This window comes from Geomobilimonas luticola (assembly GCF_018476905.1).
GTDB lineage: Bacteria > Desulfobacterota > Desulfuromonadia > Geobacterales > Geobacteraceae > Geomobilimonas > Geomobilimonas luticola.
Genome location: NZ_JAHCVK010000002.1, coordinates 248473 through 272044 on the forward strand (window position 1 = coordinate 248473; position 23572 = coordinate 272044).

Annotated in this window: 19 protein-coding genes; 8 read left to right on the top strand and 11 right to left on the bottom strand. The window is 54.3% G+C overall.

Translation table 11 applies throughout. The annotated features are described in order from the left end of the window. Window positions 1–29: 29 nt before the first annotated feature. The 10 genes from KI810_RS07795 to KI810_RS07840 form a co-directional block, all read right to left on the bottom strand. Window positions 30–944: a type II secretion system F family protein gene (locus KI810_RS07795; protein ID WP_214174946.1), complete on the bottom strand. Its 915-nt coding sequence runs from the start codon at window positions 942–944 to the stop codon at window positions 30–32. Window positions 945–952: 8 nt separating this feature from the next. Continuing rightward, window positions 953–1915: a type II secretion system F family protein gene (locus KI810_RS07800; protein ID WP_214174947.1), complete on the bottom strand. Its 963-nt coding sequence runs from the start codon at window positions 1913–1915 to the stop codon at window positions 953–955. 3 nt (window positions 1916–1918) lie between these two features. Further along, on the bottom strand, window positions 1919–3235 hold the full coding sequence (locus KI810_RS07805) for a TadA family conjugal transfer-associated ATPase (protein ID WP_214174948.1): 1317 nt from the start codon (window positions 3233–3235) through the stop codon (window positions 1919–1921). A 32-nt stretch (window positions 3236–3267) separates the two neighbouring features. Next, complete coding sequence (locus tag KI810_RS07810) at window positions 3268–4389, bottom strand: CpaE/TadZ family protein (protein ID WP_214174949.1); 1122 nt, start codon at window positions 4387–4389, stop codon at window positions 3268–3270. Window positions 4390–4423: 34 nt separating this feature from the next. Continuing rightward, on the bottom strand, window positions 4424–5512 hold the full coding sequence (locus KI810_RS07815) for a pilus assembly protein TadG-related protein (protein ID WP_214174950.1): 1089 nt from the start codon (window positions 5510–5512) through the stop codon (window positions 4424–4426). Further along, on the bottom strand, window positions 5509–6870 hold the full coding sequence (locus KI810_RS07820; RefSeq protein ID WP_214174951.1) for a type II and III secretion system protein family protein: 1362 nt from the start codon (window positions 6868–6870) through the stop codon (window positions 5509–5511). Before KI810_RS07820 ends, KI810_RS07815 begins: the two co-directional genes overlap by 4 nt. A 41-nt stretch (window positions 6871–6911) precedes the next feature. Continuing rightward, the gene (gene cpaB, locus KI810_RS07825; protein WP_214174952.1) at window positions 6912–7781 is read right to left on the bottom strand and encodes a Flp pilus assembly protein CpaB; all 870 of its coding nucleotides are present in this window, start codon (window positions 7779–7781) and stop codon (window positions 6912–6914) included. A 30-nt stretch (window positions 7782–7811) separates the two neighbouring features. Then, window positions 7812–8285 (bottom strand): TadE/TadG family type IV pilus assembly protein, encoded by a 474-nt coding sequence (locus KI810_RS07830; RefSeq protein WP_214174953.1) that lies wholly within the window; start codon window positions 8283–8285, stop codon window positions 7812–7814. Between the two features lie 243 nt (window positions 8286–8528). Beyond that, window positions 8529–8714, bottom strand: coding sequence for a Flp family type IVb pilin (locus tag KI810_RS07835; RefSeq protein WP_214174954.1), 186 nt, complete (start codon window positions 8712–8714; stop codon window positions 8529–8531). 235 nt (window positions 8715–8949) lie between these two features. Then, window positions 8950–9147, bottom strand: a complete 198-nt coding sequence (locus KI810_RS07840) for a Flp family type IVb pilin (RefSeq protein ID WP_214174955.1) — start codon at window positions 9145–9147, stop codon at window positions 8950–8952. A gap of 315 nt (window positions 9148–9462) precedes the next feature. Here KI810_RS07840 and KI810_RS07845 point away from each other — a divergent pair, with 315 nt between their 5' ends. From KI810_RS07845 to KI810_RS07870, 7 genes are all read left to right on the top strand, one after another. Next, window positions 9463–10875 (top strand): cyclic di-GMP-binding domain-containing protein, MshE-related, encoded by a 1413-nt coding sequence (locus tag KI810_RS07845; RefSeq protein WP_214174956.1) that lies wholly within the window; start codon window positions 9463–9465, stop codon window positions 10873–10875. 170 nt (window positions 10876–11045) lie between these two features. Further along, window positions 11046–11246 carry a GSU3473 family protein gene (locus KI810_RS17570; protein WP_343213483.1) on the top strand — a complete coding sequence of 67 codons (201 nt, stop codon included), beginning with the start codon at window positions 11046–11048 and terminating at the stop codon, window positions 11244–11246. Window positions 11247–11404: 158 nt separating this feature from the next. Continuing rightward, window positions 11405–14017 (top strand): DNA mismatch repair protein MutS, encoded by a 2613-nt coding sequence (gene mutS, locus KI810_RS07850; RefSeq protein ID WP_214174957.1) that lies wholly within the window; start codon window positions 11405–11407, stop codon window positions 14015–14017. A gap of 2 nt (window positions 14018–14019) precedes the next feature. Then, window positions 14020–15405 carry an N-acetylmuramoyl-L-alanine amidase gene (locus tag KI810_RS07855; protein WP_246525374.1) on the top strand — a complete coding sequence of 462 codons (1386 nt, stop codon included), beginning with the start codon at window positions 14020–14022 and terminating at the stop codon, window positions 15403–15405. Window positions 15406–15454: 49 nt separating this feature from the next. Beyond that, window positions 15455–18157, top strand: a complete 2703-nt coding sequence (gene glnD, locus KI810_RS07860) for a [protein-PII] uridylyltransferase (protein WP_214174958.1) — start codon at window positions 15455–15457, stop codon at window positions 18155–18157. A gap of 4 nt (window positions 18158–18161) precedes the next feature. Further along, the gene (gene xerD, locus KI810_RS07865; RefSeq protein ID WP_214174959.1) at window positions 18162–19049 is read left to right on the top strand and encodes a site-specific tyrosine recombinase XerD; all 888 of its coding nucleotides are present in this window, start codon (window positions 18162–18164) and stop codon (window positions 19047–19049) included. A 49-nt stretch (window positions 19050–19098) separates the two neighbouring features. Then, window positions 19099–20295: a cofactor-independent phosphoglycerate mutase gene (locus KI810_RS07870; protein WP_214174960.1), complete on the top strand. Its 1197-nt coding sequence runs from the start codon at window positions 19099–19101 to the stop codon at window positions 20293–20295. An 82-nt stretch (window positions 20296–20377) separates the two neighbouring features. On the opposite strand, the gene KI810_RS07875 is transcribed toward KI810_RS07870, so the two are convergent. Beyond that, window positions 20378–20929 carry a Slp family lipoprotein gene (locus tag KI810_RS07875; protein WP_214174961.1) on the bottom strand — a complete coding sequence of 184 codons (552 nt, stop codon included), beginning with the start codon at window positions 20927–20929 and terminating at the stop codon, window positions 20378–20380. 221 nt (window positions 20930–21150) lie between these two features. Between KI810_RS07875 and KI810_RS07880 the strand changes: the two genes are divergently transcribed. After that, window positions 21151–23556, top strand: coding sequence for a DNA internalization-related competence protein ComEC/Rec2 (locus KI810_RS07880; protein WP_214174962.1), 2406 nt, complete (start codon window positions 21151–21153; stop codon window positions 23554–23556). Window positions 23557–23572 lie beyond the last annotated feature (16 nt).

Genomic DNA, 23572 nt, shown 5'->3' on the forward strand with positions numbered 1-23572 from the left:
TTAATGGCACAAACACAAAAAATAACAGGCTACTGCTTGGTTAAAACCTTGCTTATCTGAATAAATGCCGGCCCGAGAATGACGACCAGCAATGCCGGGAAGACGAAGAAGGCCAGGGGGAAGAGGAGTTTGATGGCGGTTTTGGCCGCAGCCTCCTCGGCAATCTGCCGCCTTTTGGTCCGCAGAGAATCAGCATGCACCCGCAATGCCTGGGAAAGGCTCGTTCCGAACCGCTCCGTCTGGGCCAACATGGTGACGAAGGCCTTCACGTCATCCACCATTGTCCTTTCCGCCATGTCTTTCAATGCCTCGATCCTCGGTTTTCCCGCACGTGTTTCCCGTGAAGCGTTTCGTATCTCCATGGCCAGCGGGTCGTTGGCGAACTGGGGTGTTTCCGTCGCTCTGATGAGGGCGGCGTCCATACTCAGCCCAGCTTCGACACTGACGGTGATCAGGTCGAGGAGGTCGGGCAGTGTGTGGAATATCTGTTCTTTTCGTCTGTTTACTTTCCGATAGAGCCAGTAACTTGGAAGCAGGAAGCCAATGATTGCCATCGATACCAGTAATAAAAGCGACATGGGGTCTGCGTATTTTCCCGTCGGAACGACATAAAAGAGAACGAACACGAACGGCAGCAGGGCGGCAAGCAGAAGTTTGCTTCCCATGAAGGCGTAGACACTTCCTTTCCCGTAACCTGCGGCCACCAGCAACTGGGTATATTTTGACTGCTCTTTGTCTGAAAGGGGAATGGCTGCCCCCGCTTGCTCAACAAACTCCTGCCATTTTTTCTTGCGGTCTTCGACCAGTGGTTGTATCCGTTCTTTTTCGCCGAACTTTTCGAGCCTCTCCATAACCATGCTTCTGCGGGAGATGGTCGGGTAGAGCAGAGCCCACGTGAGAAGCGCGATGGATAAGAATACTGCTGCCGTAATAACGTAGAGCATGGGAGCCCCTAAATCCGAATGTTGATGATCTTCCTGATGAACAGGAAGCCAATCACCTGCATGAACACTGCCAGCATGAGAGCGTATCTTCCCATGTCTTCTTCCAGCATGACCCGTTCATAACTGGGGAGCAGGAACTGGAAAATGACAAAGGTTGCCAGCGGCAGGGCAGCGAGTACGTATCCCGACAAACGGCCCTGGGCGGTATACACCTGAATCTGCCGCCGGATGCGCAATCGTTCCCTGATAGTTTGGGAGAGGTTGTCGAGGATTTCGGCAAGGTTCCCCCCCACCTCGATGTTGATTCCGATTGCCGTGGTGAAGAACCTGAGATCGAGTGAATCCATCCGTTCATTCATGTTGTCGAGGGTGTCGGTAATTCTCAGTCCGAGTTGCTGCTGATCATAGGCGGTTTTAAACAGGTCGCCGACGGGGTCGGCTATCTCCTGACCGATGAGCTGGATGGCGCTCGTGAACGAATGGCCCGCCCGGAGCGACCGCGCGATCATCGTCAGTGCTTCCGGGAACAGTTCGGTGAAGGTCTCGATACGCTTCTGCTTCAGGATTTCCAGGTATATGGGAGGTGCCGCGATAAGGAGAAGCACGAAGAGCAGGCTGAACCAGAACATCTTGGTAATCAGGAAGCAGAAGAGAAAACCAAAGACAACGATTGCAATAACGATGAGCAGGAACCGGGAGGTGGAAATCTTAAGGCCGGCATGATCGAGTCGCTTGTCGAGATTATTCAGGTACGGAATGTGCGTGAGAAACTTGTCGAATGGAGGCACTTCCTTGAGAATCTCGGAGCGGAGGCCCTCGGACATGCTCTCGGCTTTTCTTTCCTTGGCCATACGCCGCAATCTGCGCTTCAGGTCGAACTTGGGGGATTGGCGATATTCCGCAGTACCCAGGAAAACAGCTGCCAGGATGGAAAATACCGCGAGGAATGTAAAAAGGATTATCAGTTGCATCCGCTATCTCCCGGTTTCGAATACATCCGGCGGCAGTTCGTATCCGTAGATTTTGAAACGCTCCGCGAAAAGAGGCCGTACCCCGGTGGCACGGTATTCGCCTACTACTCTGCCTTCCTTGTCGATACCTTTCTGGTTGAAGACAAACACGTCGTGCATGACAATGGTGTTACCTTCCATGCCGGTAATCTCGGAAAGCTTTACCACCTTTCGCGTACCATCGGAGAGCCTGACGAGCTGGACGACAATGTTGAGCGCTGCGGCAACCTGTTCCCGGATGGCACGCTCCGGAAGATCCATGCCTGCCATGAGCACCATCGTTTCGATGCGGGCCAGGGCGTCCCTGGTTGAGTTGGAGTGGACGGTAGAGAGCGAGCCGTCATGGCCGGTGTTCATGGCCTGCAGCATGTCGAGAGCTTCACCACCGCGGACCTCGCCAAGGATGATCCTGTCCGGCCTCATCCTCAGGGCATTACGAACCAGGTCCCGCTGGGTCACTTCACCTCTTCCCTCTATGTTGGGGGGCCTCGTTTCAAGCCTGACCACATGCTCCTGCTTGAGATGCAGCTCGGCCGAGTCCTCAATGGTAACAACCCGCTCGTTATAGGGAATGAATTCCGAGAGAACGTTCAGAAGGGTTGTCTTGCCCGTACCGGTACCACCAGAGATCAGAATGTTGTGACGCGTCTTGACCGCCCCTTCCAGAACCAGGTGCATCCTTTCGTCAAGGGAGCCATTCCTGATCAGGTCACCTATCCTGAGCGGTTCGAGCCCGAAACGCCGTATGGACAGAACCGGTCCGTCAAGGGCGAGGGGGGGGATGATGGCATTGACACGCGAGCCGTCGGGAAGTCGTGCGTCCACATAGGGGGACGATTCGTCAATCCTGCGGCCGACTTTCGAGACGATCCGCTCGATAATCTGCAAGAGGTGTACATCGTCCCGGAAGTAGACATCTGTCTTTATGAGCTTGCCGAATTTTTCGATGTAGACCTGAGAACTGTTGTTGACCAGGATGTCGGAAATTTCCGGGTCGGCGAGGAGCGGTTCGAGCGGGCCCAGGCCGAAGGTCTCGTGCTGGATCTCGACAATGAGATGTTCCCTCTCGGTCTGGTTCAACGGGACGCCGTCTTCCGCGATCAACGCTTCGATGACGTACTTGATCTCCTTGCCCATGTCGCCATTGCCGAGTTGTTCGAGCTTGCTGAGATCGAGCTTGTCGATAAGTCGTCTATGGATGCGCGTCTTAAGGTTCTGGAAGAACTGCCGGTCCTTGACGATAACGTTGTCGTTGCTCTTGAAAGTATCATTGAAGATCATATCATTCCCCAAAAGTACGGAACCTGATTGAATTATTTAACCATATCAGCTAGCGCCTCGATGGACTTGCTGACCGGAGAGCGCGGGAGCAGTTTAACAACCGGCATCCCCTTGTTTATGGAGTTGATGACATCGTCATAGCAATTAGGGATGGTTTGAAACACGCTGTAGCCGAGCACCTTTTCCGCGTCTTTGATCTGAATGTCTGCCTTGGGCAGATAGCGGTTGACGATCAGTTTCAGGCGGTCCTTGTGGAATCCTCTTCTCTCCATGGCGACCAGATAGCGCTTCGTGTTCTTGAGTGCCGGCAGGCTGAGTGCCGTAGTGAACAGGATGGTGTTGGAACTTTCGAAGATTGCCAGGTTGCAGTCGGCAAGGGCTCCCCCGCAATCGACAATGACATAGGTGAAAATCCCCCTGAGAAATTCCAGAATGCGCAGAATCTGCTCCGGGGTAATGGATATCGCTTCGTCCACTTCGACCGGTTCGGTCAGGACAAACGGCCCTGATGAGTGCCGCGTCATGACGGTCATGAGGAAATTGGCGTCCAGTCGGGCGATGTTGGTGGTGACGCTGCTTAACGTATAGGTCGGGTTGACGTCAAGGAAGGTGGAGATGTCTCCCGAAAACAGGTTCAGGTCCACGAGGGCGACCTTGGCCCCCTCTGTAGCAAGGGACGCGGCCAGGTTAACTGCGAGAGTGGTTGTACCAACCCCTCCAATGGGATAGTAAACGCTGATGATCTTGCCGCGCTGTTTTTCTTCTACAGGTTTGGCGAAACCGAAGCGTCCTACTTTCTGCAGAGCCTGGAGCAGTTCCTGCTGAATGATGGGGCGTAGCAAGTATTCAACCGCGCCGGCTCGCATTGCGGTGAGAATCCATTCGGAACTTTTTTCCACGGAACTCACAATTATGGAGGTGCGGGGGTGCCGGGAGAGAAGGAGCCGTATGTAATCCGCGCCCTGCTGGATATCGGCTAACTCCAGAATAATGACATTGGGTTCGACCCTCTGAATGGAGAGCGCGGCTTCGCTGAAGGTGGCAACCGACCCGATGATTTTGATGGTGTCAGCGTAAGGCTTGAGGGTGGCCTCTATTGTCTCCCTTGAAGCCTTGTCGCTGTCTATTATGAGCAAGTTGACATGTGGCGGCATCTTCAGTTCTTTCTCCTGATACAAATTAATATCGTTACTTTACTAACTGAGAGTGGAATACACCGGTAACAGTGTCTATTTCAGAGCATTCGATACAACCGACAATCTCTATGGTCATATTGGGGAAAGGATGACCACTAATATCTCTGATTCTTATCTTCAAGAACCTCGTAACGACGTAACGTTCACCTGGCAGATTTGAACCCATCCCTTGGACATCTGGTGCGAAGCATTCGCCTGAATCGGATCGGACTAATGGGACTATAATTTCCCAATATGGTTTGGCGGGAGTAACTTCAACAGAAAATCTGTTTATCAGGTCTCCATTATTGTTAAAAAGATTACCAGGTGCAGCATTATTTGAGTATACGTGCTGGCCGCATAATGAAGAGGCCAATGGTGTATCAAGTGTGCCATTGATGTACTGCCTTATGGGGCTATTAGGTGAAAAGTCTGTAGATGGCTCATCTCTGTATTCGGAAAAAGCCACGATGTATTTAGAAGGCAAGCCTAATTGATTGCCTCCCGTGCCTGTGGCATATTGTCTATCCCAGTATAATGTTAGAATGGTCCCTGGCGGTGTAGCAGTTGGAGAACACCATTGATCACACAAGAGTATCCCTGCTCCTGGTCGGGGGGGGTGAGTCGCGATAGCCTCGGCCTTTGCTCCCATCTCAGGCCAACCAGGACCGCCGGCTGGTAACAGGGAAAAAATTCGTCCGAAGAAAAGATGAACCATCCCCTGGTTAGCAGAAGTAGCACCTGCAACGTTCCTGCGAGCCACAACTCTAACGGCATTCCTGGGGAGCCTTGACGTACTGAATTTGGGGTTTAAGGTATCGTTCCAGTTCCCGATGGTTATGTCGCTTTCGGTGATACTGACATTGTCACCAGCTGCTTTGTTGCTGGAGGCGAATTTTATTGCCTCAGCGTTAACCTTTATCGTGTCGGGCAATTGAGTTGCTGCTGCCAAGGCGGCTGCATCCGCCGCGTTTTGCAATTGCCCCTTTGCCACGTACATATAGCCGATGTCTATTGCAAGACCTAAGAATGCCATGATGGCAACTAGCATCAGTGCGATGTAGACAAGGGCAATGCCCTTCTTGTCTTTCAGTCTGTTCATTCTCCCAGAGGCATCCATTTCAGTTCCCTCTCTTCTTCGGGAGTAAGCTTCCTGTCAGTTGGTAGTTCGGCTTTTTCTCCGGGAGCCATGGGTTTTACGATTTTCGGTGTGATGAAGAAAACCAGTTCTTTCTCTTTGATATCATCCTGGGTTGAGCGGAAGAGGGCGCCCAGAATGGGGATGTCCCCCAGAAGTGGAATCTTGGACATTGTTTTTATCGCCTCTTCCTGAAGGAGACCTGCAAGAACAAGGCTTTCGCCATTTTTTAGCTCAACTAAAGTGTTTACATTTCTGGTGTCAATAATGGGATAACCGTTGACCGCCAGAGTCCCTGATATGCTGCTTACTTCCGCTGGGTCAATCCTAAGGGAAATGATCCCATTCTCCATGACTTCCGGTTTGAAATTTAAAGTAATACCGACTTGTTTAAATACAATTTCAGTACTTGCGACACCACCTACACTTTTTACAACGGAGTAGGGTATTTCACTCCCTGCATGGAACTTTCCATCTTGTCCGCTCTTCACGAGTAGATTCGGTTCAGCCAGGACTTTGGCAAGACCTTTGGTGGTCAGTGCATTGAGCACTGCGCCGACACCGGCCGGAAAGTACGATATTCCGAGTTGATAGGCCTCGAGTGGGTTGTAACTGCCAAGTCCGACAACATTTCCGGATATGCCGACACCACTTCCCGTTTCTTGGGTTTGAAATCCATTGCCAGAAGAAGTAGTGCTTTTAATGGCACCACCGACGGGGGCACCAATGAGATTGGTAAATCCTTCAGCTGTATTCCCTTTGGCCATATAGCTGATGCCCAGCTTCTTGAGTGAAGTCTTGTCAACCTGGGCAACTTTTACCTGGAGCAGTACCTGCTGCGGTTCGTCGATGCGGATATGGTTGATGACCTTGACCGAATAAGCCTTGGCAATTTCTTCTGCTTTTTTGCGTGTCTGCTCGTTGGCGGTGTTACCTGCGAGGACGATGGTGTCGTTTGCGTACTGCATGGTTATGGCATCGTTCGGTACAAGTTCCTTCAACTGTGTTTCCATGGCTCCTAGATCGCCCATAATTTTCAGATCGAAGAACGACGGTTTGTCATTCCCCTTTTCCCAGACGATGAGATTTGTGGTTCCAGGTGCCGTACCGTTTATCTGCAACTGCTGGGGGGTAATGAGAATAAGCTCCGCAAGTGCAGGATTGGCAATGGAAACACGTGCGGCAGGGTTTTTCAGGTTCAGGAGAATGCTCTTGTTGACGGTTACTTCCGTCGGAATTCCTCCCCAGGAGGTTGCCGCCGGCGCCAGCAGAAGTAAAAGGTATATGGGCAACAGGCACGGGTTAGATCTGAATAGTTTCATTACACCACCTCGTTGTCGTGAGTTTTGTTCTGTCATGGCGGTTATTCGGTAAACTGCTTTGACGTCCGCTCTTTTCCCTTTATGATCTCCACACTATAGGAGGGGGACGGGGCGGAAGGCGCCTTTGATACCTGCTTTACCGCCTTGCGAGGTTTTGGTGTCGCCGATACTTTGCTTGTTGTTGGACGTTCGCTGCCGGTGAGTACCTTGGAAATGGTAGCACCCCTCGATTCCACGGGAGCGATATCGGCGATGTTTCTCAGAAGAAGCTGAAGGGTCCCCTTACTTGAGCCCAGAACCAGCTTTTCGGCATCTTCAGGCAGAAGGTCAAGGGTAACGGTTGGTACAATGGCAGGCTTTCCTTCTTTCTGCTCCGTTATCTGGCCGGTCGCCAGCACCGGGACGTTTTGCAGGACTATTTTACTGATATTTTCCGCCGGTGATCCCGGAATAGGGGTGGTCAGAACAACATCGACCCGGTCATTGGGGGTTATGAACCCACCTACGCCTGCAACTTCATTGACGGCAACGGTCACGGCCCGATGCCCCTGGGGCACCACGTAGGTCATGAATCCGGTGCCACCCGCGCCCGCTTTCGGCTTGAGTTTTTGTTCTGTGATGCTGTCACCCGGCGTAATGTGTCGGATCGCCACCCTGCCGACAGCTGCATTCACCTCCTGCATGCTCCCCGGCGGAATGCTCTCCTTTGCCCAGGCGGCAATCTTTACCTGGTTTGCCGTGATTTGGCTTCCAATCGGTATTTCCGTCGCGGCAACGACGATATTTTCCGGCTGTGCCGCAGTGATTTTTTTCTTTTCTTTGTTCAGGTAGTTGTACGTCAGCCAGGCTGCGGCTCCAGCAAAGACTAGAGCCAGAACCGATACAACTAATACCGACTTGTATCGCAACATGATCCCTCCTCGAAGTGTGGGAATAGGATGTCATTCATAACGCATGGATGCTTCTCCCGAAAGGCCATTCCCCAGCGGGATGATTTTTGAAACTACCGTCTGGAAATTAGCCCAGGTGACGGAAACAGTAATACGGTCGCCAGTTGTGGGAGCGGTTGTGGCAGTGCTATAGGATGTGAATGCGGAAATGGATACCGTGGTTTCGCCTCTGGGGATGCCGCTCGTCAGGCTACCACAGACAATTTCGTATACAGACTTGTTTTCATTGTTGAAGCTACACGCCGTGTTTAGCGGTTCGCCAGCTTTGGGACTCAACCCGGTTGGACGACTCGTTGCATCGTATGTCGGTAGGACAACGGCTGCGCGTGCACCAGCGCGGGCAGCGTTGTTCAGGGTGTTCTTTATGTACATAGCCCTGCCAAACTCGAAAATACCGAGGACTAGGATGAGCAAAATCGGTAGGATTATAGCTGTTTCAACGATTGTTTGGCCTTTAGAATTCATTTTTTTGCACCTGGCTGAGGGTTTTGACGTGTAATGATGCCGAAGTAAAAAAGCATCCGGGCTGTCTCCCATGGCTGTATGGGACATGTGGAAGAACCCCGGATGCTTTTCATAAATAAATTGCCCTCATGGGAATACTCACCGGTTAGTTATGACATTTGCAGTCATACAAGTGCTCGTTGTTGTCTTGAGGTCTTGAATGACGTACGATTGCTAATAGTTCATCAGGGCATATCAATTGAGTTATTGCAATGCATTATTAACTTTTGAGTAGACAGTGTTGCTGGATTTTCCGATACCCATTACCATGGCGATGACCACGATTGCGATGAGGACGAGGATCAACGCATATTCAACAAGTGTCTGCCCCTTTTCGTTCTTCAACGCTTCGGTCATTTTAACATACAGTGCAGTAATGTAATTCAACATGTGTTCTCTCCTTTCAATTAAGTTAAGTGGGGGTGGGATGGTTTGGTGGCAGTTCGATTTTGCGTCGGCCTCCTTTCTGAAATTATTTGGTAATCGACCGCCTAATTAAAACGATATGTTATGGGGGGTATTTATTGTGTATTTGTAGTGTAATGTATTTCTAATGTCAAGCGCTCTAAAAAATAATTTATGAATTTATAGCAACAATTAGTAGTGTTGTCGAATTTACAATAAATTACTGTCCTGCTGCGTTGACCACGCCGGTGTTTATCTTTGAATAGGTGCTATTGACGGTCTGCCCGAGGCCCATGAGCATAAAGATCACCACCATGGCGATTAACATCAGGATGAGGGCGTATTCGACCAGGGTCTGGCCTTGGGTCGAACGTAAGTAGTTACTGACATGGCTGAGAAAGCGCTTCATCAAAGTCATATATAGCCCTCATGATGCTGCATATTAAAGTGTGTGCACTAACTATGGGTCAACACAGTTGACTGATTGGCTTTGTTTTAATGTAAGTGTAGCGGCAAGTGAAATATTATCAAGATTGCCAAGAAATTTTTTATCATCCGATGGCCTATTAATGAATTTCATATATTTGCTGGATGTACGTGTATCTTTAATGAGTGACGCTGCCCGAGTAAATACAGTCCGCACTGTTTACAAGCAGCAGATGGTATAGTAATAATTAACCGTGTGGGGTTGTGGTGGAACAACAGGTTGCAGACCATATGAATGGAGTCAAACATGTATCAACTGGGACTCAGAATGATCGAGGAAGGGATTATCACCAAAGACCAGCTTGACAGGGCGCTGGAAAGACAGCATCGCATGGGTGGCCGTCTTGGGCAGAACCTCCTGGCGCTCGGTTTCGTGAAGGAAGAAGAGATCAAACGCGCGTTCGTGAGGACTCCACGTGCCCCAAAAACCGTGGAAGAGGCTCGATTGGACCCGTCACTGGTGACGGACCTTGTCCTCAAGCATCTCCTCTTTACGGGGGAGTTCAAGATGGCGGACATTGCCGAACGGGTAAAGCTGCCGGTGTCGATTGTCGAAGGCGTGCTGGAAGAGTTGCGCAGGGAAAAGTTTATTGAGGTCAAAGGTGCCTCCAGTTACACCAAGATGGCGTACGTTTTCAAAATAACCGAATTGGGGGTCAAACGGGGGACCGATCTCCTGGAATTATGCAGATATGCAGGCCCCGCGCCAGTTTCCCTGGACGACTACCGCGCCACCGTCGAATCCCAGACGGTGAAAAGCGCTATTATCGATGAGCAGAGGCTTAAGAAAGCCCTGTCCCACCTCGTTATACATGACAATACGTTGAAACGTCTCGGTCCCGCCATCAGTTCGGGACAGGCCATATTCATTTACGGCCCCTCGGGAAACGGGAAGAGCGCCATTGCCGAGTCAATTGGGAGAGTATTCCCCGACACGATTTACGTCCCCTACGCCATAACGGTCGGCGGCCAGATTATAAGGGTTTACGATCCCGTCAACCATGAGCAGGTGGAGCCATCAGGGTCGCAGGAGGAGGTTGATCAGCGCTGGGTCCTCATCAAGCGTCCCATTGTGATTACGGGTGGCGAACTGACTCTGAAGATGCTGGACCTGGAGTTCAATCCCATCTCGAAATATTACGAAGCTTCCCTCCAGATGAAGGCAAATAACGGATTGTTCATCATCGATGACTTCGGCAGACAGCAGGTTGAACCTTCAAGAATTCTGAACCGCTGGATCGTACCCCTTGACCGCATGGTGGATTATGTAACGCTTAGTACCGGCATGAAATTCGCCATTCCCTTTGACATGGTGGTGGTATTTGCCACCAACCTGGATCCTAAAGACCTTGTCGATGAAGCATTCCTGCGGCGAATCCGCTACAAGGTAAAAATTGACCAGCCGAGCGACAAGGAGTTTCTCCAGATTTTCAAAATGGTATGTGAGGCCAATGGTATTGCGTTCAACCAGGAAGTGTACGACTACCTGTTGCACGACCTTTACACCAAGGATGGCAGGAAGCGGAATGCGTGCCACCCTCGGGATCTGATCGAGCAGATAATTGTGGATTCGCATTATCACGGCAGAGCACCCCAGCTTACCAGGGAGAATATGGAAGCGGCCTGCGACAACTATTTTATTTCCCACGAAAAGGCATAAATTGTTTTCGGCTATTTGCGCCTCTGCCATATCCCACCAAGCCCCCTCTCCTTTGATTGGAGGGGGGATTGGTTTTTTGCCAGAAATTTTGCTTTTTAGATGGTTTAAATTCCTGGAAAATATGATAGAATTTGAAAAATAAGTGTAACCGTCTACTGGGGGGTGGGGCTATGCTTATTCGTGCGATCTACGAAGACTATACCAGGGGTATGATCAAGGACTCCTATCTCGATAATCTTATTCGTCAAGGAAAGATAGTGGGCTTTTTTCGGACTAGTGGTTATGTACGGATAGGCCACGACCCGATCCGCGGTACAGGTGGAGAGTATAAGGGGCCGGAGAGAAGGCGCCGGCCCATCGAGTACCAGTAACCATCTCATCTGAAAATCAAATTGCGAGCAGGTTTATGAAAAAGGCCGGCCCTAGAGGGGGTCGGCCTTTTTCATGGTTTCCCCGGCAATGTGTCTTTACTTCAAGGGTGTAATTTGCTAGCATAAACGGCCTGTATATCGTGCTGTAAAGGGTCTTTATGTCTGAACTCACCCCGATGATGCGGCAATATCTCGAAATCAAGGCAGACCATCCAGATTCCATCCTGTTTTTTCGCCTCGGTGATTTTTATGAGATGTTCCTTGACGATGCCGTCAAGGCCTCCCGCATTCTCGACATAACACTCACGTCCCGCAATAAGAATTCCGACGGTGCTGACGTCCCTCTCTGCGGTGTCCCCTACCATTCGGCCAATCCCTATATCGCCAAGCTGATCGAAGCGGGGGAGAAGGTGGCCATCTGCGAGCAGGTTGAGGACCCGAAAAGCGTCAAGGGGATCGTGCGGCGTGAAGTGGTACGCGTTGTCACTCCCGGTCTGGTTGTCGATGCCGACTGTCTCTCCCCCAAGGAAAACAACTACATCCTTTCGTTTGCAACGTCAGGTGAGGCATGGGGCGTGGCCTATCTCGACCTTTCCACCGGAGAATTTCGCCTGACCGAACTGGAGGGGAGCTCCGGGGCATGTGCCGAGGCTGCGTGCGTTAGCCCTCGGGAAATTCTCGTGCCTGCTGTCTTTCGCGAGAACGGCTCTCTTGCCAGTCTGTCCAGTGTTACCGGCGAGCGGATAGTTACGTTCGTTGACGACTGGGTTTACGATGCTGACTATGCCGGTCGGGTATTCCGCAACCAGTTCGGAGTCGAATCGCCGGATGCCCTCGGCTGTGAAGGGTTTCCGGCGGGAGTGCTCGCTGCCGCGGCAGTACTTCATTACCTTGAGGAAACACAGAAGGGGAAGGCTGCCCATGTCAGTACCATAACTCCTTACAAGACCAGGGAATTCCTGGTTCTGGACGAGACTGCACGGCGCAACCTGGAGCTGACGGCGACCATGAGCGAGGGGAAACGTCGTGGCTCGCTCCTTGGCCTCATGGACCGGACGGTAACGGCCATGGGGGGACGTAAGCTTAAGCAATGGATTAACTATCCCCTGATAAGCCTTTCGCACATAAAGGAACGCCAGGATGCAGTGGAGGAATTGCTGCCTGCCGGTTTGCGGGGCGAGATCGTGGGGCAGCTGACCGGCGTCTATGACCTGGAGAGGTTGAACGGACGGATAAGCCTGGCTTCGGCCTCTGCCAAGGACCTGGTGGCGCTGCGGGAATCCCTGCAGCGGATTCCGTCGCTTCTCGATGTCCTTACGTCGATGTCATGTGCGCTTGTCCGGTCGCTGGTCGATGGGATCGACCCTCTCACGGACCTCGTCGACCTTATTGGCCGCGGAATCGTGGAGAATCCGCCGTTTTCCCTGCGTGACGGTGGCATCATTGCCGATGGCTATCATGCCGAGCTGGACGATCTCCGCTCCATCAGTCGGGAAGGAAAAGGGTATATCGCCCGTCTGGAGGCGAAGGAGCGGGAACGTACCGGCATTACCTCCCTTAAAATCCGTTACAACAAGGTCTTTGGCTATTATATCGAGGTAACCCGGGCGAACCTCGCCGGCATCCCTTCGGACTACATCCGCAAGCAGACCTTGGCCAATGCGGAGCGTTACATTACTCCCGAACTCAAGGAGTACGAGGAAAAGGTGCTGGGTGCCGAGGAGCGGATCACCGAGCTGGAATACGCACTTTTCCAGGAAATGCGTGTCACGGTTGCGGCCCAGAGTGAAAGAATTGCCCGCACCGCGGATCGACTGGCGACGCTGGATGTCCTGGCGAGCCTGGCCGAACTGGCCCATGAGCGTGGCTACAACCGTCCCGTCGTGGACGAAGGGGACGCCATCGCCATCACGGACGGTCGCCATCCGGTCATTGAGGCCATGTCCCTTGGTGAACGATTTGTTCCCAATGACGTGCTGCTCGACGGCAGTGAAAACCAGCTCCTTATGATCACGGGGCCAAACATGGCGGGGAAGTCCACGTTCATGCGTCAGGTTGCATTGATCGTGCTGATGAGCCAGATGGGAAGCTTTGTTCCGGCAGGCGAGGCGCGGATCGGGGTAGTGGACAGGATATTCACCCGCGTGGGGGCAGCGGACAATCTGGCACGCGGCCAGTCTACCTTCATGGTGGAGATGACCGAGGCCGCCCAGATCCTTCGCGAAGCCACATCCCGGAGTCTGGTCGTTCTCGATGAAATAGGCCGTGGCACCTCCACGTTCGATGGCGTATCCATCGCCTGGGCGGTGGCGGAATACCTCCACGACCGTCCCGATCATGCAGCCAGGACTCTGTTCGCAACGCATTACCACGAATTGACCGAACTGGCGGTAACCCGCGGTCGGATCAAGAATTTCAATATTGCGGTCAGGGAGTGGAACGATCAGATCATCTTTCTCCGTAAAATTGTTCCGGGTGGGGCGTCCCATTCCTATGGGATACAGGTGGCACGTCTGGCTGGCCTTCCCCTGACGGTCATCGAGCGCGCCCGGGAGATTCTGCAGAATCTGGAAAAGGGTGAATTCAGCGCGGAAGGGATACCGCGGATAGCGGGCAGCAGAAAAAATGCAGCTCCGAAGCATTCACCCCAGCTTTCCCTGTTCGGAGGGGAGGGGGACAGGGTGGTCGAGCGGTTGAAGGAGCTCAATCTCTCCGTCATGACACCACTGGAAGCGCTGAATGTGCTGGACGAATTGAAGAGGATGGTGTGACCATGCGTCGTAACGGTGCGTTTTTCATAATGTTCTGCCTAATGTGCATGCTGGTCGCGCATCCAGCATTTGGCGCGCGGAATTCCACGGTCGGAGAGACCGGCAAGAAACAACAGAGCACGAAAAAGAAGGGCAAGTCCGGCACGGCAAAGAGCGCAAAGGCGACCAAAGCGAAGCCGCCCCAAAAGCCCGCCGCGAAAAAACAGGTTGCGGCGGACAAGCACAAACCTGTCCCGATTCCCGTGTCGATTGAAACGCCTGCCGTTGGCAGGGGAGTGGTAAATGACGTGCGCTACTGGTCCAATCCCGATTATACAAGGATTGCCGTCAGCGTGGACCGGGAAGTTCAGTTCGAGTACCATCAATTGCCTGCCATAAGGGAGGCGTCGGTGCCGCCGCGTCTCTATATCGACCTCAAGGGGACCCATGTGGCGCCCGGCGTGAAGGATATTCCCATCGGCGACGGTCTGCTGAAGACGGCACGGATAGGCCAGTACCGTGCCGATACGGTGCGTGTGGTTCTTGATATGGAGAGCATCAAAGACTACAAGATATTCACCTTTTCCGATCCGTTTCGCATCATTATCGATGTGAAGGGAGACCGTCGCGAGGAATTGACCAAACCACGGGAAACGGTACTGACTCCCCTTGTACCCTCCGTCCCGGCCATCAAACCCGAACCCGCCGAGCAGAAAAGGCCTCCCAAACCGGTTATCGGCAAAGTGAGGAGGATTGTCGTCGATCCGGGACATGGCGGTCACGACCCGGGGGCACTGGGAGGAAACGGGACGAAGGAGAAGGACATCGTTCTTCAGGTTGGCCTCAAGCTTGCGAAGCTTTTGCGGGAGCTCGGGCTCGATGTCGTCATGACACGCTCCACCGACGTCTTTCTGGAACTGCAGGAAAGGACCGCGATTGCAAACAAGGTGGGTGCCGATCTGTTCGTTTCCATCCACGCAAATGCCGCGCTCAATCGAAATGTCTCGGGGATCGAGACCTACTACCTGAATCTCGCCAAGACCGAGAAAGCAGCCCAGCTTGCTGCCAAGGAGAACGGCACCAGTCTGGAGAAGGTGAGCCTCCTGCAGGCGGTATTGTTCGATCTCATGGCGAACTACAAGCTCAATGACTCGGCCCATCTGGCTGAGGAAGTGCAAAAATCCCTCTACCACAAGGTTTCAGGGGAATATGCAGGCGTGAAGAATCTGGGCGTCAAGCAGGGCCCTTTCTATGTCCTCGTGGGGGCAACCATGCCGAGCATTCTGGTGGAGACGGCGTTTCTCAGCAATGAAAAAGAGGAAGTCCGCTTGCGGGACACGCAGTATCAGGATGCGACTGCCGCGGGGATTCTGGATGGTATCAGGGCATACATGGCCAGTTTGAAATGATACTGCCCGTTTGTTCGATCTGATTCGTCGAGCAGACCAATGAGGGTTTATGGAATTCGATATAAATCGCTACTTTCCCGACAGCAGCCAGGTTGCCGGGGATGCGGGCAGGGCTACCTTTGAAGAGAAACGCCCGCTCTATCTGGCGGCCAGCAAGCATTTCCTCACCCACTATCGCGAGGAGATCAAGGCGAAACACCGGGGTGGGGCGAGCGGCAGAGACGTGGTGAAAGATATCACCGCCATGACCGACACCCTTGTCAGAAAACTGTTCAGCTCCATAACCCGCGACCTTGGCGGGAACCGGCATGAAAGGGGTCAACTGACGCTGGTCGCGATCGGCGGATACGGGCGAGGAGAACTCAACCCCTATTCCGACATAGACCTCATGTTTCTCTACAGCGGCAGCGATCCACAGCGTGTGGAGGATATTGCCCAGAAACTCCTCTACTTCCTCTGGGACATGCGGCTGGACGTGGGGTATTCGGTCCGGACAATCAACGACTGCGTGGAGATGGCGCGTTCCGACCTGACGGTGAAGACTGCCCTGTTGGATGCCCGTTTCCTGAGGGGAAGTCATCTCCTGTTCAAGGATTTCCAGAAGGTGATGCTGACCCAGATTCTTTCAAAGGGGAGCGATGCCTTCATCAAGGAAAAGCTAGCCGAAGTCCGGAAACGGCGTGAAAAGTACGGTTCGACGGTGTACACCCTTGAACCGAACATAAAAGAGAGCGAAGGCGGGCTGCGAGATCTTCACTCCGCCATGTGGATTGCCAAGATCAAATTCAAGATCGATGAGCCCCATGAACTTATCATCAAGGGGGTTGTGACGGAGGAGGATCTGGCGCTCTACCATGGGTCCCTCGACTACCTCTGGCGTCTTCGCAACGAATTGCACTATCTGGCTGGCAGGAAGAATGACCAGTTGACCTTCGTTGCCCAGACACAGCTCGCCCAGTTCCTTGACTACCGTGACAACGGGAAGGTGCTGGCTGTCGAGGAGTTCATGCGGGATTATTATCTCCATGCGGCGCGGGTCGAGCATTTTTCTTCCATGCTCATATCCAAGTGTGTCTGGCGAGAGGAGGGGGCCAGCAGGCTGCTTGGCTACTTCACCCGGCGGCCGGTCGGAGAGGGGTTCTACGTTCTCAAGGGTGAACTGGTCATCCCCGATGAATCGGTAATTGAGAAAGACCCGGTCCGCCTCATGAAGATTTTCGAGTACGCGCAGAAACATGGCGTTGCCCTCAACATCAAAGTCAAGGGGCTTATCAGGCGCAGCCTCGATCTGGTGAATGACAAGTTCCGACGCAACCGCGATGTGAATACGTCGTTCTTCAATATTCTCCGCTCGGACAAGGGGGTTCCTGAAACCCTCAGGATGATGCACCATCTGGAATTTCTCAACCGGTTCATTCCCGAATTCGAACGGATTTTCTGCAAGGTTCAGCACGACCTCTACCATATCTATACGGTGGATACCCATTCCCTGTTCTGTGTGGAAGAACTCTTTCTCCTCTGGAAAGGGGAGCACCGGGACGATCTCCCCCTGCTGACCCAGTTGGTCCAGGAGGTGGACAAGCGGGAACTCCTGTTTCTCGGGGTGCTGCTCCACGACATGGGGAAGGGGGAAGGGGGAGGCCATGCGGAGAAGGGTGCGGCAATGGTGCCGACCATCGCCCGGCGGATGGGGTTGAGCAAGGAAGACAGCGAGCGGCTGGAATTTCTGGTGGGGACTCACCTCCTCTTTGCCCATATCGCCCAGCGCCGCGACCTGCACGATGAAAAGATGATCATCCAGTTCGCTCGCCAGATGGGAAAGAGCGAGAACCTGAAGATGCTCTACCTGCTCACGTATGCCGACATCAAGGGGGTGGGGCCGGATGTCTGGACAGAATGGAAGGCGCTTCTCATGCAGGAACTCTACGAGAAGGCCTTCCAGGTTCTGGAACGGGGCGATTTCCGGTTCGAAGCGAGCAGCGAGCGGGTCAGGAAGGTCAAGCGGAGTGTCGTCGAGCTCCTGGAAAACGACTATCCGTCGCTGGTGGTTAAGGATGAGCTGAAAGCCATCACGACCCGCCATCTGCTGGCCAATCCTCCGGCGGTGATCGCCGAGCATGTCCGTATTCTTCTCTCTCTGGAAGATCAGACCATGGTGATGCGGGTTGCCCATGACATGGAGCGCAACTACAGCACCTTTACCATATGCACCCTCGACGTACCCGGTCTGTTCGCCAAGATAACCGGGGTGATGGCGGCAAACGGCATGAATATACTCGGAGCCCAGATACATACCAGCCGGAACGGCAAGGCACTCGACGTGCTCCAGGTCAATTCCCCCCAGGGATTCGTCATCGTGGAAGAGGGGCGCTGGAAAAAGGTCGAGGAGGACATGATCCGGGTTCTGACGGGTAAGATCAATGTGGGGACGCTGGTGGAGAAGCGTCAACGTCCGACCATGCTTGCGGACCGGCCGAAGCCACGGTTTCCGTCCCGCGTTGAAATCGACAACGAGGTTTCGGAGGACTACACCGTCATCGACGTGTATACCCACGACAAGGTCGGACTACTGTACCGGATCACCAGTTCCCTTACCGACATGGGGCTCTACATCGGCGTCTCCAAGATTTCCACCAAGGTGGACCAGGTGGCGGACGTATTCTACGTCAAGGATATTTTCGGCCACAAGGTGACCAGCCCGGAAAAACTGGAGGAGATCAAGGGGCGGCTTCTGGCAGCTATTGATGAGTGATGTCATGCACCACTATCTGGATTTGTTCCTGAATTACCTGCTGGTGGAAAAAGGGCTGGCGGCGCACACCATCGAGGCGTACAGCCGGGACATCGGGAAATATCTCGAATTCCTCTCATTGTCCGGGTGTGCAGCGATAGAACGGATCCGCCCCCTCGACGTGGCGGCCTTCATCGCCCGGGAAAAGGAGGCGGGCCTCGCCCCCCGCAGCCGGGCCAGAGCGCTCTCGGCGGTACGGATGTTCCACCGGTTTCTGCTGGTGGAGCAGTATGTCGACACCAATCCGACGGCCATCATCGAGGCGCCGAAGGTCATGGGCAAACTGCCGTCGGTACTGAGCGGGCGGGAGGTCGAGAATCTCCTCGCCGCGCCGGCGGGTGCCGGCTGGTTGTCTATCCGGGACCGGGCCATGCTGGAAGTCCTCTATGCGACCGGTTTGCGGGTGTCGGAACTGGTGGGCTTGAAGGTGCGGGACGTAAATCTGGATGCCGGCTATCTTCTCACCATGGGCAAAGGCTCGAAGGAGCGGCTCGTGCCGTTGGGGGAATCGTCGCGCAATGTCCTGCGTGAGTACGTCGGGACGGTCAGGAACCGTCTTGACCGGGGGGGGGACTGCCCGTACCTTTTTCTCAGCCGTCTGGGCGGCCCCATGAGTCGGCAGGCATTCTGGAACATCATCAAGAAACGGGCGATGGAAGCGGGGATACTCAAGAATATTTCACCCCATACCCTTCGCCACTCCTTCGCCACCCATCTGCTGGAGAACGGAGCGGATCTGCGGAGCGTTCAGTTGATGCTCGGCCATGCCGACCTGTCCACTACCCAGATATACACCCATGTCACCCGGGAGCGACTGAAGCGCCTTCATGAGGAGTTCCACCCCCGCGGGTGACGGCGATACCGAAAAAGAGTGAACTCCATCTGAAAGGAAAGCAGAAATCATGAAATACATCGTACTGCTCGGCGATGGCATGTCGGACGAGAAGATGCCTCAATTGGGTGACAAGACCCCGCTTCAGGTTGCCAAAACCCCCCATATGGATTACATGGCCAAGCGGGGAAAGCTTGGCCTCGCCAGAACGGTCCCCCCCGGTCTTCCCCCCGGCAGCGACGTGGCCAACCTGTCGGTGTTCGGCTACGACCCGCTGAGCTGCTATACCGGCCGTTCCCCCCTGGAGGCAGCCAGCATGGGTGTGGAACTGGGGAGCGGTGACGTGGCGTTCCGGGTCAATCTGGTGACCCTCAAGCCGACAGGGACCACCCTTATCATGCAGGATTACTCTGCCGGCCATATTTCCACCGAAGAAGCGCGGGAACTGATCGACGAACTTCAGCGGCAGCTGGGCGACGACGAATTCCAGTTCTTTCCGGGGATCGGCTACCGGCACCTGCTGGTCTGGCGTAACGGCAGGGATCAGCTTACGTCAACCCCTCCCCACGACATCACCGGAAGGAGCATCCTCGATTATTTCCCCAGGGGCGACGGAGCGGACAGGCTCATCAACCTGATGAATTCCTCCCAGATGGTCATGAGCCGCCATCCGGTGAACAAGAAGCGGGGTGAAGACGGCAAAATGCCGGCCAACTCCATCTGGCTCTGGGGGCATGGCCGCTCGCCCCGCATGGAAACGTACCGGGAGCGCTTCGGCCTGAGCGGTGCGGTCATTTCGGCGGTGGACCTGATTCGCGGTATCGGCATCTATGCCGGCCTTGACATTATAAAGGTCCCCGGTGCCACGGGGTACATCGATACCAACTACAGCGGCAAGGCCGAGGCAGCCCTTGCGGCCCTTCGGAGCCACGACTATGTCTACCTGCACGTGGAGGCGCCTGACGAGGCGGGCCACGGCGGCAACCTGGAACACAAGCTGAAGGCGATCGAGGACTTCGATGCCCTGGTTGTGGGACCTGTCCTGGAAGGGATTCGTCAATTCGGCGCGTACCGCATCCTCTGCACTCCCGACCACCCGACACCGCTCCGGCTCATGACCCACACCTCCGATCCGGTCCCGTTTATCCTCTACGGAGGAGAAGAACGGGAAAATCCTGCTGTCGGTGGGTACGATGAGGAGGAGGCACACAAGACCGGTCTCGTTCTGGAGGATGGGTTCCGGTTGATGGATATGATGATGAAATAGTCATGTCAACAGGGGATTTGAATTATTCGTCCAAACATGAAAAGGCGGGGAGCGTTCCCCGCCTTTTCTGCGTCTAAGAGAATCATTTGAACAACGGTGGCCCGGGGGGACGGAACGGGGCAGGACCGGTATCGTGGCCGTAGTAATAGGGGGATTGATAGAAGTAGGGTGAGGGATTGGAGTACAGGGTATCCATGCCGGAACTCCGCCAGACGTGGGTTTCCCGGATGGCGACAACCGGGTAGGTGTACTCCACCTCGTCCAGCATCCTGGTCTGTTTCCCTTTTACCTCTCCCAGTATGGTTATCATCCTCCCCGGCTCATAGATTACCCGGTCGAGAAATTCGGCGCTGGTCGCAAGGAAGCGGCCGCCTGAAAACATGGCGTCTTCCGGGTAGTAGCTACGGTCGAGTTCCATCTGGACCACTTCAAGGGTCCCTCCAACTTTGGCATTCCTCACGACAGCAATCTTCCCTCCCAGTATGACAACCTTGCCGATGTAGCTGTCCGGGTTCTGTTTGAGTTTTCCGTAGGTAATGGCCGGGTCGGCCAGTTTGCGTCCCGATTCACTGATCACCTGGGTGCAGGCGGTCGTGTGCATGAGCAGGATAACCAAGAGTGCAAGTCTCGCCATTGCTCTTCCTCCCGTGAATTTCTGTTCCAATAGTAGCGGTTCAACGGGGATTGTCAATCTTGAGCCCTTGACGCTAGGCAACTCGCGTGAGCTGTGTTATATAAGGTTGCGTTAAAGAGTTTTAACTGTTGGGGGTGTGTCGTGGGTGAGTGCCAATCGTGCCTGGAGCAACGCTGTACAAACGGCCTGCTGCTCTATGATGAGAAGCTAGGAGGCGGTTAATGGAGAGGCCGCTTCTGCTTCCTCTGCTTGCCTTCATCGGAGGCCTGGTGGTCGCCGGGCTTGCGGATATAAGCCTCTCTGCCCGGTTTTTGCTGCCGTTGCTTGCCGTTTCGCTGGTCGCAGCGTTTGGCGCCCGCAGTTTACCGTTTCATGCAGCCCTCTTCATACTCATTTTTCTGCTGGGAAACCTTTCACTCCAGCCATACCTTCATCCCGAACTTTCCCCTTCCCATGTCGCCAATGTCGATTCCAGCCAGTCCATCGTCATGGAAGGGGTGGTGGTTTCGCGCCCAGAAATGACCGACAAGGGATGCCGGTTGCTCGTCCAATCAGAACGTCTCGTCGAGGCGGACTCCGATATGCCGCTGACCGGAAAGCTTCTGCTGTTCATCGACGGAGGGGTTGGCGACATTCTGACCGGCGACCTTGTCCGGTGTCGCGTCCGCACCAGAATACCGCGGAAGTACGGTCTCCCGGGAGAATTCGATTACCCCCGGTACCTGGCGTACCGTGACATTTTTGCCACCGGTTTTGTTGCCTCCGGTGACGACATTATCCTCATGGGGCGTGGCGTTGCCTATCCCCTGCAACGGAGGATCGATGCGGTTGCACGTGACCTGGGGCGCTTCATGGATACGGTGGTGTCTCCTCCCGAGAACGGCATACTCAAGGCCCTGCTTCTGGGGGAGAGGGGAGGGGTGGCCGAAGGGCTGGAGGATGCGTATGCACGGAGCGGCGTCAACCACATCCTCTCCATATCAGGCTTTCATGTCGGTATCATAGCCCTGTTCCTGTTTCACCTGCTGTTCATGGCAACCCGCTGTTCGGAATTTCTCATGCTTCACCTGAATCTGCGCCGCACCCTCCTGCTCTTCACGTTGCCGGTCCTGGTGTTCTACCTCTTCCTGTCCGGCGCCGCTCCCGCCACAGCCCGCTCGGTTCTTACCATTACCGTCTATGTCATCGCCCTGGCGCTCCAGCGGGAGACCGATCCGATCAATTCGCTCCTTCTGGCCGCCCTGGTCATTCTCGGGTTGCATCCGCCCGCCATCTTCGACCTGTCATTCCAGCTCTCCTTCCTGGCTATCTGGGGGATACTGGTTTTCGCCCCTCTCTTCACACACCCCTTTGCCGGCAAGATCGGTGGCGTTGCTGAAAAAGGCCTTCTCTTCCTTGGGGTCTCCGTTGCTGCAACGCTTGTTACCCTGATCCCTGTCGCCTACTATTTCCATCGGGTTTCCCTGACGGGGCTGGTGAGCAATTTCATCATCGTGCCGCTCATGGGATACGGTGCCGTGGTTATCGGGTTTTCCGCGCTGCCGTTCGTCTATCTTGCCCCCTCTCTGGCAAAATTTCTCCTCATCGGAGCGGCATTCCTGGTAAGGCTCTCGGACTGGGTCATCATTAACCTGGCCAGGATCCCCGTCGGAACCTTTATCCACCCCGACCGGATCGATCTTTTCCTGTTCTATTCCGCCCTGGGGGTGTTCACCTTCGTCTCACTGCGCAGGCTGAGGTACGGAGGGGCGGCGCTTTTGGCAGGCGCACTGGTCGTTCACCTTTTTTGCCTTCCCGACACTGGGGCGGGAAAATTGCGGATAAGTTTTCTCAGTGTCGGGCAGGGGGATGCCACTCTGATCAGGTTCCCCGGCGGCAAAACCATGCTGGTGGATGGTGGAGGGAATGCGCGTGGCGGAGGCTCCGATGTGGGTGAGCGGCTCGTTGCTCCGGCCCTCTGGAAAATGGGGATATCCGCCATCGATTACCTGGTGCTGACCCATCCCCATCCCGACCATTGCCAGGGGTTGGTTTTTGTTGCGAAAAACTTCAGGGTCCGGGAGTTCTGGGAGGGGAGTGAAGGGGGCGGGTATCCGGAATACTCAGTTCTTAAAGAAATACTTGCTGCTCGGCATGTCACAACAAGAACGGTGAACGCAGCTTCTCAACCGTTCGTTATAGACGGAGTACGCATAGAACCTCTCGCCCCGCTGCAGCAGTCAGCAGAGGGTGGGGATGATCCCAGCAATGTCAACAATGGTTCTCTGGTGCTTCGCCTGGTGGCAGGTTCAACATCCGTCCTGTTCACCGGCGATATCGGCGCCGTTACCGAGGCGGAACTGCTCAGGCGAGATGCCACCGTGCAGTGTACCGTGCTCAAGGTAGCCCACCATGGAAGCCGCTTTTCCTCCTCACGTCCCTTTCTTGCGGCTGCCGCTCCCCGCTATGCCGTCATATCGGCCGGCTATGGCAACAGTTTCCATCTCCCCGCCCCTGAGACAGTCGCAAATCTTGTACGAAACGGTATAACGGTTTTCAGAACCGACCTGGACGGCACCATTGAAATGTCGTGTGAACCGCACGGGAGAGTGGTTGGAATTGCGGCAACGGCAGGGCATTTTGATTGACATGCTTCCGGCTAAT